Below are 12,703 nucleotides of genomic sequence, written 5' to 3'. Positions count from 1 at the left end.
GGTTCGGGCGACGGCCGGACGGTCATCGATCCCTCAGGACTGGGCTGTGGCCCAGTCGCTGGCAGACCGGCGCTGGGACTCGGCCTTCAGCCAGACCTCTTCCCACTCGTCGGTGAGGCCGATGGCATCGATGGAGCCGGGGCCGCGGATCGCCTCGATCTCGCCCTCGCCGTACATGGGCAGGGCGGAGAGGTCTCCCTGCTCCACGGACTTGATGGCGGCGAGGAGCTTGCGCCGGTTGCGGCTGATGCCGACATCGGTGCGGCCGAGATGCTCGATGGTCCGGTCCTGGATCCGGCCCATGGACTCCACCGCCCACTGGTCGTGGACGTTGATGTCGAGGCCCATGCCCGTATAGGTCAGGCTCTCCTGCTCGTCAGGGTCGTAGCCGTAATTGTTACGCTTGTTCTTCAGCGGCGCGTAGTCGGGAAGCCGGTGCTCCTTGAGCCGCTGCTCGCGCATCACGGCCTTGTCGACGGGTTTCCCGAAGCTCGTGAACATCGAGTACCAGTAGCAGGTCTCGTCATCGATCGGCACGTGCCACTGGGTGATCGTCATCTCGTTCGACATCGGGATGCAGATCGCCTCGGGGAAGATCTGGTTGGTGACGCGCACGTGGCTGCGGCCGTCGTCCATGTGGCGCAGCGCGATGAGGCGCAGGCCGAACTCCGTGTCCTCGACCTTGATCTCCGGGCGCGGATATTCGCGCAGGAGCTGGGTCATCGGGATCTCGGTGTTGGCCGCCTTGTCGCGGAACTGCTTGCCGTAGCCCTCGTTCGGATCCTCGTCCTGGAGGAAGCGGTGCAGGAAGGAAGCGTGGGCGGGGTCGATGCCCACCTCCATCGCCTGCAGCCAGTTGCACTCCCACAGTCCCTTGAAGGCAAAGACGTGGGTGTCCGGCGCGGCGAAGCAGTCGAAGGCCGGGAAGGGCGGCGGATCGCCTTCGCCCATGAAGGCGAAGATGATGCCGTTCTTCTCCAACACCGGGTAGGAGGTGGTGCGGATGTTCTTGTACATCTGGCTGCCTTCCGGCTCGCCGGGCTGCTCGACGCACTGGCCGGTGATATCGAAATGCCAGCCGTGGAAGGGGCAGCGCAGGCCGTTGTCCTCGCGCCGGCCGAAGCAGAGGTCGACGCCGCGGTGCGGGCAGCGTCGGTCGATCAGGCCCAGATTGCCGGAGTTGTCGCGGAACAGGACCAGATCCTCGCCGAGCAGCCGCACCGGCACCACCGGCCGCGAGGTGACGAGCTCCTCGGCGAGCGCGGCCGGCTGCCAGTACTGGCGCAACACTGCGCCGGCCCCGGTTCCCGGCCCGATCCGGCTCAGCAACTCGTTCTGCTGTTCGCTCATCATGGCGCGACACGTCCCCTCTCAACGCGCGGGCCGTGGTTCCCTGGCGGGCGACCCCCGATCCGTGGCGCACCCGGCTCGGCGCGCGCAGTCCGGATCTATTCTCACTCCAGACAAACTAGCCCGTCCGCCGGAGGGGACGAAACCGATTTCAAGTTGGATTCTACATTTTTCATGCCCCCTGGGCCTCAGGCCGCGTCAGTCGTGAAAGGCGGCCCGGATGGCCGCCTTCATGGCCTGGATGGCAGGCGTCTCCTCCGTCCGTGCCGTTGCGAGCACCAGGATCGAGTCCGGGGTCGGGCCGAATCCCTGATCCTCGCCAAGGATCGCCAGGTCGTCGCCGATGGCGGTCCGGCCCAGCAGGCCAACGCCGACGCCGGTCTCCACCGCCGCCAGCACGCCGGCGACGCTGTGGCTGGAAAAGACGATGCGAAACGGCCTGTCGCGCTGGCGCAGCGACGCGAGTGCCACGTCCCGCCACCAGCAGGCGGGGTCGAACAGGGCCACCGGCAACGGATCGATATTGACGATATTTCGATGGCGCGCGCTGACCCAGACAGTCGGCTCCCGGGTCAGGCGTTCCTCGCCAGGACCGGGCGTCTCGACCTCGTAGACGGCAATGTCGAGGCGCCCCCTGGCGAGATCATCGGAGAAAGACTTGCTCAGCGCGCACGTGACCTCCAGCTCCAGCAGCGGATGGGAGCGGGCGACAGTCGCGATGATCCGGGCAAGGCGGGTGCGCCCCTGATCGTCGGGGATGCCGAGGCGCAGCCGGCCGCGCAGGCCGCCGGGTGCAAGGTCGCGCAACGCGCCATCGAGGCGCTCGGTCACCTCGCGGGCGACCGGCAGCAGCCTGCGACCGGCATCGGTGAGGGTGACGCCGCGTCCGTGGCGCTCGAACAGGGGTTGGGCAACGGTGGCCTCGAGCCGCTTGAGCTGCAGGCTGGCCGCAGACTGGGAGCGGAAGACGCGCGCAGCTCCCTCGGTCACGCTGCCTGCTTCTGCCACCGCAAGAAAGGTCCGCAGGAGGTCGCTTTCCAGCTGCGCCATCAGTTTTCTCAATGCCTATCATTGGAGCTATTCGTTTCAATCATGATCTGGCTGCGCCTAGGGTTCAAGCGATCTTGGGGAGACGCCGATGTTCAGCAGAGCGCGAGTGACCACCGTTCCGGACTGGAAGACCGCACTGCTGGCGCTGGCCGTCGCGGTGTTGGCGATGCTTTCCGTCCTCTGGCCAGGCCACGCCGTCGGTGCCCTCGTGTTCGCCGTTGTGAGCCTGATCGACGTCGCGCCGCTGATCGTGCCCGGGATCGTGGTGGCGGCCTGGATCATCGCCAGCCGTGCCGATGCTCACATTGCCCGGGCCTTCGAGGGCCGGACAACCACCTCGGTGTTGGCCGCCTCGGCGATCGGAGCGATTACCCCTGTCTGCGGAGTGACGGTCCTTCCACTGATGGCCGGGCTTCTGGTGGCGGGCGTTCCGCTTGCCCCGATCATGGCGTTCTGGCTGGCTTCCCCTGTCACCGACCCGGCGATACTGGCGGCCACGGTGGCAACGCTGGGGGTCAATTTCGCCGTGGGCAAGACGCTTGCCGCCGCAGCCCTCGGCGTCGCCGGTGGGCTTGTGACGGCGGTCGTAGCGCAACGGAACTGGGTGCTGCGACCGCTGCGCGACAGCCGGCTGGCGCAAGCGCTGGGCGAGACAAGCTGCGGCGGCAGACTGCCGTTCGAGCCGCGCATCTGGCGGACGCCCCAGCGTCGTCGAGCCTTCGCCCGGCAGGCGCTGGCGACCAGCCGGCTGATCGTCGTCTGCCTGATCCCGGCCTTCGCCGCCGAATATGTGCTCAACGCGACGCTGACGCCCGGGGCGATGGCCGCGCATGTGGGCGAAGACAGCTGGTGGGCGATCCCCGCGGCGGTGTTCGTCGGGGCACCGGCCTATATCGATGGCTACGCCGCCTTGCCGTTGGTTCGGGCGCTGATCGATAACGGCATGTCGAAGGGCGCGGCGATGGCCTTTCTCGTGTCCGGCGGGGTGGTCAGCATCTGGGGCGCGATGGCCATCGCACCGGTTCTGAAGCTGAAGCCGTTCCTGTTGTACCTGGCGCTGGCCCTGCTCGGCTCGCTCGCCGCCGGGTACACGTTCGAGTGGCTCGGCTGATCGCTTAACCAGGCGCGGCGCGCGGGCTCCGTCCCAGGTCGGGCAGCAGCGCGGCGACGATGCCGATGGCCGGCAGAAACGCGCAGACCTGGTAAACGACCTGGATGCTGGTGTGGTCGGCGAGCACGCCCATGAGCGCCGCGCCGATGCCGCCAATGCCGAAGGCGAGACCGAAGAACAGGCCGGACACCATGCCGACTCGGCCGGGCATCAGTTCCTGCGCGTAGACCACCATGGCGGAGAAGGCCGAGGCGATCACCACGCCAATGACGACGCTCAGGGCCACCGTCAGGCCGAGCCCGGCATAGGGCAGGGCGAGGGAGAAGGGCAGCACGCCGACAATCGACCAGCGGATTACGGTCTTGCGGCCGATCCGGTCGCCGACCGGGCCGCCGACCAGCGTGCCCACGGCGACGGCGGCGAGGAAGACGAACAGGAAGATCTGGGCTTCGCCCTCATCGAGCCCGAAGCGCTGCATGAGAAAGAAGACATAGAAGCTCGTGAAGCTCGCGAGATAGAACCACTTGGAGACGAGCAGCGCGATCAGGATCGCCATGGTGGTGCGCACCGTGCCAGGCGGCAGGTGGCTGCGCTGCAGTGGCGTTCCGCGCGGGCGGGGCCGCGCGTGACCCGTGCGGGCGTACCAGTGGCCGAGGCCGGTGAGCACGATGATGCCGGCAAGCGCGGCCAGCGCGAACCAGGCGATGCTCTCCTGGCCACGCGGCAACACGAAGAAGGCGACGAGCAGCGGTCCCAGCGCCGATCCGGCGTTGCCACCGACCTGGAATAGCGACTGCGCCAGCCCGTGAGCCCCGCCGGAGGCAAGCCGGGCGAGCCGCGAGGCTTCCGGGTGGAACACCGACGAGCCGACGCCAAGCAGGACCGCGCCCGCCAGAAGCATTGCGTAAGACTGGGCGTAGGCGAGGGTCAGCAGGCCGGCGAGCGACGAGGCCATGCCGAACGGCAACGAATAGGGCAGCGGCCGGCGGTCGGTGTAGAGGCCGACCAGCGGCTGCAGCAGCGAGCCGGTCGCCTGGTAGGTGAGGGTCAGGAGGCCGATCTGCGCGAAGGAGAGGTCGAAGTTGCCCTTGAAGATCGGATAGGCGGCGATGAAGACCGACTGCATCGTGTCGTTGAGCATGTGGCAAAAGCCGGCGGCGCCCAGCACCGGGTATACCGTCGGCGCGGGGGCCTCCCGGCGGATCGTTGCCTCGCTCATGGCCGTCGGTCCCTCCCGTGCGCGCGGGTTCGATTTCCGCGTCGTGCGCCCATCATGGCGGCTGGACGGCGGCCCGCCACCCGCCTAGGGTCAATTGTTTACGAGAGTGGGCCATGCAGCTCGTCGGTGAGATCCGCCAGTCCTACACGGAGGCGCCGCGCCCGGTGGTGGCGCTCGGCGTCGACTATCCCGACGGCCACCTGATCGAGCCGCACTATCACCGGCGCGACCAGCTTCTCTACGGCTCCACGGGGGCGGTGCTGGTGGCGACCTCGGAAGGCGCCTGGATGATGCCGCCGCAGCGCGGCATGTGGATTCCGGCCGGCGTCGTGCACGAGGTGCGGATGCTGGGCGACGTGCGCATGCGCAGCCTCTACCTGACACCCGGCGCGGTGGCGGACATGGTGCGTGGCTGCGAGGTGGTGGGGATTTCGCCGCTGATGCGGCGGCTTTTGGCGGCGGCGGCGGAGATTCCGGCGGAGTACGATCCCGACGGACGCGACGGAGCGCTGATGGCGCTGATCCTCCACGAGATCCGGCTTGCGCCGCCGCTGCCCCTGTCACTGCCGCTGCCACTGGACGGACCGCTCGCGGAGCGCTGCCGGGCCTTCCTGGCCGACCCGACGCCGCACGATACGATCGACTACTGGAGCCGGGCGCTGGGGTGTTCGCGGAGGACCTTCACGCGCCGCTTTCGTCGGGAGACGGGGTTGAGTTTCGTCGCCTGGCGCCAGCAGGCCTGCCTGATGGCGGCGCTGCCGCGGCTGGCAGCGGGGGTACCGGTCACGACGGTGGCGCTGGATCTCGGCTACGATAACCCGGCGGCGTTCACGGCCATGTTCCGGCGGATGCTGGGGGTGTCGCCGCGCACCTATTTCGAGCGCGGGTGACGGGACGGCGAGGACGAGGGGAGACTGGTCGTGCGGATTGCGGTGTTGGCGGACATTCACGGCAATGTCCTGGCGCTCGAGGCGGTGCTGGCCGATCTGGAGGCGCGGGGAGGCGCCGACTTTATCGTCGATCTCGGCGACCGGGCTTCCGGGCCGCTGTGGCCGCGCGAGACGCTGGACCGGCTGGCGCAGGTGGAGTGCGTTGCGGTGCGCGGTAACCACGACCGGCAGGTGGCGACGCTTGCGGCCGAACTCATGAACGCCTCCGACCGCTACACGCTGGACGAGATCACGGACGAGCAGCGCCAGGCGCTGGGCGGGTTGCCGGAAGAGGCGTGGATCGGGGAGGGCATCCTGGCGCTGCACGCCTCGCCGGCCTCCGACACGGCCTATCTCCTTGACCGGGTCGACAAGGGACGGCTGGTGCGCGACCGGCTCGACGACATCGAAGTGAGGCTGGCGAAGAGCGACGACGCACGCATCGTGCTGACCGCCCACAGCCACCGGCCGGACATGGTGCGGCTTCCGGGCGGGCCGGTGATCGTGAACCCCGGCTCGGTCGGCTGTCCGGCCTATGACGACGACGCACCGCCGCACGTCTCCGAATCCGGCTCGCCGCACGCCCGCTACGCCATTGTCACGCCGGGCGCCGGGGAGGACCTGCCCGAAGTGCTCTTCGTGGGGCTTCGCTACGATCACGAGGCGGCGGCCCAGCGGGCGGAGGCGAACGCGCGGGCGGACTGGGCGCATGCCCTGCGCACAGGCTTCATGCCGCCGGCTTGAAACCGGACCTCAGGCGAGGGAGAAGCGGTAGAAGTCGCAGGGCTGGGTGAGGCGGCCGCGGCCGCCGGCAAGCGGTTCGGCCAACCGGGCATAGCGGGCGGCGACCTCCGCCGCGATCTCGGGCCGTGCCGCGCGCTCCGCCCGGGCCGCGTCCACATCGACCGCGTCGCGGATGAACTCCTCAGCGCCGTTGAAGGCCCGCGCGATGGCGTAGCGCGCGACCTCCTCCAGGACGAACGGGGCCGGCGGATCGGCGAGCAGCCCCTGGGAGTTGGTGCGCACCTCGGTCTCGTCCTCGATCGGAGTGATGACCTCGGTCATGTCGCCGGCCGGCAGCGGCTCGATGGCCACCAGCGTACCGCCGGGCCTGAGGACGCGAGCCGCCTCGGCAAGCACGGTGCGCTGGGCTTCGGCCGGCACATGATGGAACGAGAAGACGAAGGTGGCGCAGTCGAAGTGGCCGTCCGGGAAGGGCAGGGTCGAGCCGTCTCCCAGCGCAATGCGGTCGCGGTCGATGCCGGCCGCGACGGCCCGGTCGACGGTCTCCTGCGCCACCTCGAAGCCGTGCGCGTCGGCGCCGCTCCGCAACAGCTGGCGCATGAAGCCGCCGGAGCCGCAGCCGATGTCGAGGATGCGCAACCCGGCCACGGGAAGCCTGGCGTTCAGCGCCGCGAAATGGGTCTCGGGGGGCGTGGCGTCCGGCAGGCGTTCGCGCGTTTCGGTCAAGGCACAGCCTCCGTTCCAGCCAAGGGATGATTGCGGGTCGCGACAGCCTAGCGCATTCGGTCCGACCGGTCGGCGGGACGTCGTGTCCCAGGCCATGCATCGCGGATGACGACACCGCCGATGTGGGCCATTCTGGCCCGAGCGCGTGCGAGAATGCGTGCGGGCGAGGGGCAACGACCCCGGCGGCGCCGGCCACGACCCGGCCAAGGAACCGCTTGACCACGGACGAGGGTGGAACGCGATGGACTTTTCCTACAGCGAGGAGCAGGCGGCGATCCGCGAGATGGCGGCGGGGTTCGCGGCGGAGGAACTGGCCCCGTTCGCAGTCCAGTGGGATCACGAGAAGCATTTTCCCGTCGAGACGCTGCGAAAGGCCGCCGCGCTCGGCATGGCCGGGATCTATATCGGCGAGGACGTCGGCGGCTCTGGCCTGTCGCGGCTCGACGCGGCGCTGATCTTCGAGGCGCTGGCCACCGGTTGCCCGTCGGTGGCCGCCTATCTCTCCATCCACAACATGGCCGCCTGGATGATCGACCGGTTCGGCGACGACGATCAGCGCCGCCGGTTCCTGCCGCAGCTGTGCTCGATGGAGGCGCTGGCCAGCTACTGCCTGACGGAGCCGGGCGCGGGATCGGACGCGGCGGCGCTGCGCACGAAGGCGGTGCGCGACGGCGACGACTACGTGCTCGACGGGCAGAAGCAGTTCATTTCGGGGGCGGGCGCCAGCGATCTCTACGTGGTGATGGTGCGCACCGGCGGCGACGGAGCGAAGGGCATCTCGACGCTGGTGGTGCCCGGCGACACTCCGGGGCTCAGCTTCGGCGCCAACGAGGCGAAGATGGGCTGGAATGCCCAGCCGACCCGGGCGGTGATCTTCGAGGGCGCCCGCGTGCCGATTGCCAACCGGCTCGGCGCGGAGGGCGACGGCTTCCGGATCGCCATGGCCGGCCTCGACGGCGGCCGGCTCAACATCGCCGCCTGTTCGCTGGGCGGCGCCCAGGCGGCGCTCGACAAGACGGTGGGCTACATGGCCGAGCGCCGGGCCTTCGGCAAGGAACTGCGCGACTTCCAGGCGCTCCAGTTCGCGGTGGCCGACATGGCCATCGAGCTGGAGGCGGCGCGCACCTTCCTGTGGCGGGCGGCGAGCGCGCTGGACGCGAAGGCGCCCGACGCCACCCGGCTCTGCGCCATGGCCAAGCGCTTCGTGACCGATGCCGGGTTCGAGGCCGCCAACACGGCGCTGCAGCTGCACGGCGGATACGGGTACCTGGCGGAATACGGGCTGGAGAAGATCGTCCGCGATCTGCGCGTCCACCAGATCCTGGAGGGCACCAACGAGATCATGCGGATGATCGTCGCCCGCGACCTGCTCGGCGTGCGCTGAGGGAGGCCATCATGAACGATCCCGAAGACCTGCCGCCCGAGCCCGAGCCGGCGGTGGCGCGCCTGCTGGAGTGCCCAAGCTGGCTCTACCTGTTGCGCGAGTTCGACACGCTTTACCGGCAGGGCTCGGCCGGCGGCAGCCGGCTTATCCGCTCGCACCGAAAGCGGGTGCGCGACACGCTGTCGGCGATCGTCGAGGCCAACCCGATCGTCACGGTGAGGCCGGCCGAGCCGAAGCCGGTCGTGAGCCATCTGCCGCGCGCGCTGGACCTGGGCGAGCGCGGTGCGATGCGTGACATGGCGCGTGCCGTCTCCCGCGTCGCCGATCGACTGACCTGGGAATATGGCTATCAGTCGGTGCCCCGGCATCTTGCCCGCAAATATGCCTATTGCGAGGTGCTGGGACCGCGCGGTCCGCTCGTTTCCGACCGGCTTGTGCTGGGGTTCGTGCTGTTCGCCCCGGCGACCACCTATCCGCAGCACAGCCACGAGGAGATCGAGGAGAGCTACATCTCCGTCGCCGGAGCCTGGTCGGAGAACGACGTGGCGGTGCACGCGCCGGGCTCGCTGATCCTGAACCGTCCGGGCGACGAGCGCCGGATCACCACGGCCGACCTGGACCCGTGTCTGCTGGCCTATGCCTGGACCGGCTCGGAGGGACGCCTTGCCGCGCCGACGATGAAATTCTCCTCCAACCGCCGCAACCGGATCTCCAAGGGCATCTGAGATCGGGCCCAAGGTCGGTTGCCGCGCCTCGTAGCTGCTCCGAGAAGCCTGGCCGGCAATCGTTCGGACCGGAAGCGCCCGGAGCGCCAGGCGAGCAATCGACAGAACTGCAACCGCTTGCCAAGGCAGTAGCCGGCCGGATCCGGACGGCCGTCGCCGCCGGGTCATCGCCGAGGGCCGGCCGACCGCAGCAGGCCACGCTCGTTCTGCCCGGTGTGGGCTGCTTCGCGGCAGTAGTCACGGGAGCAGAACCGGTTGGGGAATTCAAGAAACCTGCCCTCTGACCTGGCAGGATGCCGACGGAGAGCCCACCAGATTTCGGGGATTCCTGCATAGGGCAGGGTGCAGCATGTGCGTTCAATCTGCTAAGCATGTCTGGCGTGTGTTCTGGAGTCATCAATGCCTCTGCGTGCAGGCCCTGAAGCATTGTTCCGCGACGGCGGGGCGAACGCAGAGCGGATGCATGACACGGCGTGGGACCAGCAGGCCGCAGTGGAGGCGATAGCAGGTTTGCCGAGTGCTGGACCATGGAGGAGCCGACGAGGGCAGAGCCTGCTCCGCGCCGGTCTGGTGGGGGTGTGGTTGCTCGTCGTCTGCTTCGCCTGCAATCCGCATCTGGCGGCCGCCGCCACGTTCACCGATGCGGAGCGGCAATGGATCGCCGACAATCCGCGCGTGACCGTCGGGGTGGTCGCGGACAACGAACCCTATTCCTTCTACCGCAACGGCCGGATGATGGGCTGGACACTCGACATCCTCGACAGGATCGAGGTGGAGAGCGGGCTGACCCTGGTGCCACGCATGGGCACATGGCCGGAGGTCTACGGCACCTTCCGGGCGGGCGGCCTCGATGTCATCGCCGACATCTCGCGGACGGAGGCGAGAGAGCCGTCCATCGCCTTCACCGATGCCTACCATCTGCGGCGAACGGTGATCTTCCACAACGTCGACCGTCCGCTGGCCTTGCCGGTCGATCTCGCCGATCTCCGGACAAAGCGCGTCGGAGTGGTGAAGGACATCTTCTATGCAGGCGCGCTGCGCGAAGCCGGATTGGAGCCGGTGGCGTACGACACGTACCGCGACCTTATGGCAGCGCTCGCCTTCGGCTGGGTGGATGCAGTCGTCGCCGCGGAAATGATCGGTGACTTCTTCGCGCGGGAGAACGGGTTTTCCGACGTGGAACCCGTGGGCTCGCTGCCGATGGCCGGCGTGACGCTGGAAGACTTCCGTCTGGGCGTGCTCAACGACAGCCACGATGGCGAGATGCTGGCGTCCATCCTTGCGAAAACGGTGAGGGCGCTGCCGACGGAAGAACTGGCTTTGATTACCGATCGCTGGCTGAGCTATCGCAGCAGCCGTGTCATGCCGGGCGGGCCCTTGAGGCTGTTGCCGGAGGAGCAGGCCTTCATCCAAGTGGCCGCGCCCCTGAAGGTCGGGTTTATCAGCGACTACGAGCCGTTCAGCTACCTGGAGGATGGCAAGGGCAAGGGGTTCGCCGTCGACCTGGCGCATGAGATCGCATCCGCCACCGGCCTGGAAATGGTGCCGGTTTACGACAACTGGTCGAACCTCCTGGAGGCGTTTCGTGCCGGTGAGATCGATATCATCGCCAATATGTCCCGCACCGCCGAGCGCGAGGACTACACGCTGTTCTCCCGCGAATATCACCGCATTCCGAACGCCGTGTTCGTGCGCTCGGGGTTCGGGCCCTACCGCGGGCTTGAATCGCTGGAAGGGCGCAGCGTCGGGATCGGCGAGGACATCTATTACGCCGATGCGCTGAAGGACCGGCTTGAGGATGTGCGGACGTTCACAACGCAGGAGGAGATCCTGCAGGCGCTGTCCAGCGGCGAGGTGGATGCCGCCATCATGGCGCTGTCCAACGGCAACTCGATCATCCGCCGCCTCGGGCTGATCAACATCGAGATCGGCGGCGAATTCCTCATGGACGGGGTGGAGCGTGAAGACCTGCGGTTCGGCGTCTCACCGCAGATACCCTATGCGCGCAGCATCATCGACCGGGCCATGAGCGCCATGTCGACCACCAACTGGACGGCGCTGGAGACGCGCTGGCTGGGGCCGGCCGTGGCCGGGAAAATTGCGGGCGAGCGACCGGTGCTCACCATGGAAGAGCGCGCCTATCTCGACAGCCTCGGCGTGCTGAAAGTCTGCGTCGATCCCGTGGCTCCACCTTACACCTCGGTCGATGCGGATGGCGCCTTCACCGGCGTCGCGGCGGAGGTGATGGAGCGGCTCGCGGCGCGCGGCGGATTTTCCTGGCAGGTGATGCCGGTCCCGATCTGGGGGGCGGGCATGCAGACGGCGGAGAACCATGCCTGCGACGTGCTTCCCTTCGTGACCGACCAGACCTCGCCGGACGGGGAGTGGACCTTCACGCTGCCCTACCTGGTGCTGCCGATGGCGGTGGCGAGCGCGCTGGACCAGCCGATCATCGACCGGATGAACCAGCTGTCGGGCAAGCGGGTGGGCGTGGCGCCGGGAGAAAGCCCGATCCGCATCCTGGAAGAGCGCTATCCGGAGGTGACGCTCGTCGAGGTCGCCAACGAAGCGGAAGCGCTCCAGGCCGTCCGCGAGGGTACGCTTGACGCCGCGCTCGGAACGCTGCCGAGCCTCGGCTACCTGCTGGCCTCCGAGAGGCTCTACGACGTCAAGATCGCGGGGCGGATTGCGGAGAACTGGCGGGCCTCGATCGCGACCCGGTCGGATGCGCCGCAACTGGCGGCCATCTTCGCCAAGCTGGTCGCCGACCTGGACGAGGACGAGGTCCAGGCGATGATGAGCCAGCAGATGCTGGTTCGCCTCGACCAGCGGGTCGACTATTCCCGGGTGCTTCTGGTGGCGGCGATCGCCCTGGTGGTGCTTGCCCTCGTGGTCTACTGGAACCGCAAGCTCAGGCGGCTCAACCGGGCGCTGGCGCAGGCCAACGAGAAGCTGCAGGACGTCAGCATCACGGACGCGTTGACCGGCCTCTACAACCGGCGCCACTTCGATGCGCGCATCGCCGACGAGTTCGGCCTGTGCCAGCGCAACGGCTGGCTGTTCTCCGTCGCGATGATCGACGTGGACCACTTCAAGCGCGTCAACGACGGCATGGGCCACGTTTTCGGCGACCATTGCCTGCGCCATATCGCGGGCCTGCTGCGGGGTGTCTTTGGCCGGGACGGCGACGTGATCGGCCGCTATGGCGGCGAGGAATTCGTGGTGTTCACGTCCGGCGGAACGGGGGGAGACTTTCTCGAGCGGCTGGAGCGGGTGCGGCGGCTGGTGCAGGACGAGCCCTTCGAGAGCCACGGCGAAACCTGGCACCTCACCATCAGCGTCGGAGCCCAGGCGGCCGTGCCGCCCCGCGATGCGACACCGAGTGATTTCGTGCGGCTGGCGGACGGGCGGCTTTACGAGGCCAAGCAGCGCGGCCGCAACCGCGTCGTCGGCGGAACCGTCTGA

Annotated in this window: 10 protein-coding genes; 6 read left to right on the top strand and 4 right to left on the bottom strand. The window is 68.5% G+C overall.

The genetic code is table 11. From position 1 onward, the window contains the following. Positions 1 to 33: 33 nt before the first annotated feature. Together C507_RS0104360 and C507_RS0104355 are read right to left on the bottom strand one after the other, a co-directional pair. The gene (locus tag C507_RS0104360) at positions 34 to 1,353 is read right to left on the bottom strand and encodes an aromatic ring-hydroxylating dioxygenase subunit alpha (protein ID WP_018698440.1); all 1,320 of its coding nucleotides are present in this window, start codon (positions 1,351 to 1,353) and stop codon (positions 34 to 36) included. Positions 1,354 to 1,548: 195 nt separating this feature from the next. Further along, positions 1,549 to 2,400, bottom strand: a complete 852-nt coding sequence (locus tag C507_RS0104355) for a LysR substrate-binding domain-containing protein (RefSeq protein WP_018698439.1) — start codon at positions 2,398 to 2,400, stop codon at positions 1,549 to 1,551. Between the two features lie 88 nt (positions 2,401 to 2,488). On the opposite strand from C507_RS0104355, the gene C507_RS0104350 reads away from it, so the two are divergent. After that, complete coding sequence (locus C507_RS0104350; protein ID WP_051089699.1) at positions 2,489 to 3,511, top strand: permease; 1,023 nt, start codon at positions 2,489 to 2,491, stop codon at positions 3,509 to 3,511. A 4-nt stretch (positions 3,512 to 3,515) separates the two neighbouring features. On the opposite strand, the gene C507_RS0104345 is transcribed toward C507_RS0104350, so the two are convergent. Further along, positions 3,516 to 4,730, bottom strand: a complete 1,215-nt coding sequence (locus C507_RS0104345; protein ID WP_018698437.1) for an MFS transporter — start codon at positions 4,728 to 4,730, stop codon at positions 3,516 to 3,518. 113 nt (positions 4,731 to 4,843) lie between these two features. On the opposite strand from C507_RS0104345, the gene C507_RS0104340 reads away from it, so the two are divergent. Beyond that, positions 4,844 to 5,620, top strand: coding sequence for an AraC family transcriptional regulator (locus C507_RS0104340; RefSeq protein ID WP_018698436.1), 777 nt, complete (start codon positions 4,844 to 4,846; stop codon positions 5,618 to 5,620). 42 nt (positions 5,621 to 5,662) lie between these two features. Further along, positions 5,663 to 6,403, top strand: coding sequence for a metallophosphoesterase family protein (locus C507_RS0104335; protein ID WP_245559661.1), 741 nt, complete (start codon positions 5,663 to 5,665; stop codon positions 6,401 to 6,403). A 9-nt stretch (positions 6,404 to 6,412) separates the two neighbouring features. Here C507_RS0104335 and C507_RS22250 read toward each other — a convergent pair whose 3' ends face one another. Further along, positions 6,413 to 7,129: a class I SAM-dependent methyltransferase gene (locus C507_RS22250; protein WP_018698434.1), complete on the bottom strand. Its 717-nt coding sequence runs from the start codon at positions 7,127 to 7,129 to the stop codon at positions 6,413 to 6,415. A 241-nt stretch (positions 7,130 to 7,370) separates the two neighbouring features. Here C507_RS22250 and C507_RS0104325 point away from each other — a divergent pair, with 241 nt between their 5' ends. The 3 genes from C507_RS0104325 to C507_RS0104315 all read left to right on the top strand — a co-directional run bounded on the left by C507_RS0104325 (position 7,371) and on the right by C507_RS0104315 (position 12,703). After that, positions 7,371 to 8,513, top strand: coding sequence for an isobutyryl-CoA dehydrogenase (locus C507_RS0104325; protein ID WP_018698433.1), 1,143 nt, complete (start codon positions 7,371 to 7,373; stop codon positions 8,511 to 8,513). An 11-nt stretch (positions 8,514 to 8,524) separates the two neighbouring features. After that, positions 8,525 to 9,238 (top strand): dimethylsulfonioproprionate lyase family protein, encoded by a 714-nt coding sequence (locus C507_RS0104320; RefSeq protein ID WP_018698432.1) that lies wholly within the window; start codon positions 8,525 to 8,527, stop codon positions 9,236 to 9,238. 576 nt (positions 9,239 to 9,814) lie between these two features. Next, the gene (locus C507_RS0104315; RefSeq protein ID WP_018698431.1) at positions 9,815 to 12,703 is read left to right on the top strand and encodes a transporter substrate-binding domain-containing protein; all 2,889 of its coding nucleotides are present in this window, start codon (positions 9,815 to 9,817) and stop codon (positions 12,701 to 12,703) included.

The sequence above is a fragment of the Amorphus coralli DSM 19760 genome, from assembly GCF_000374525.1.
GTDB lineage: Bacteria > Pseudomonadota > Alphaproteobacteria > Rhizobiales > Amorphaceae > Amorphus > Amorphus coralli.
The sequence above is the reverse complement of the archived record's forward strand: the minus strand, read 5'-3'. Positions and strand labels throughout refer to the sequence as shown.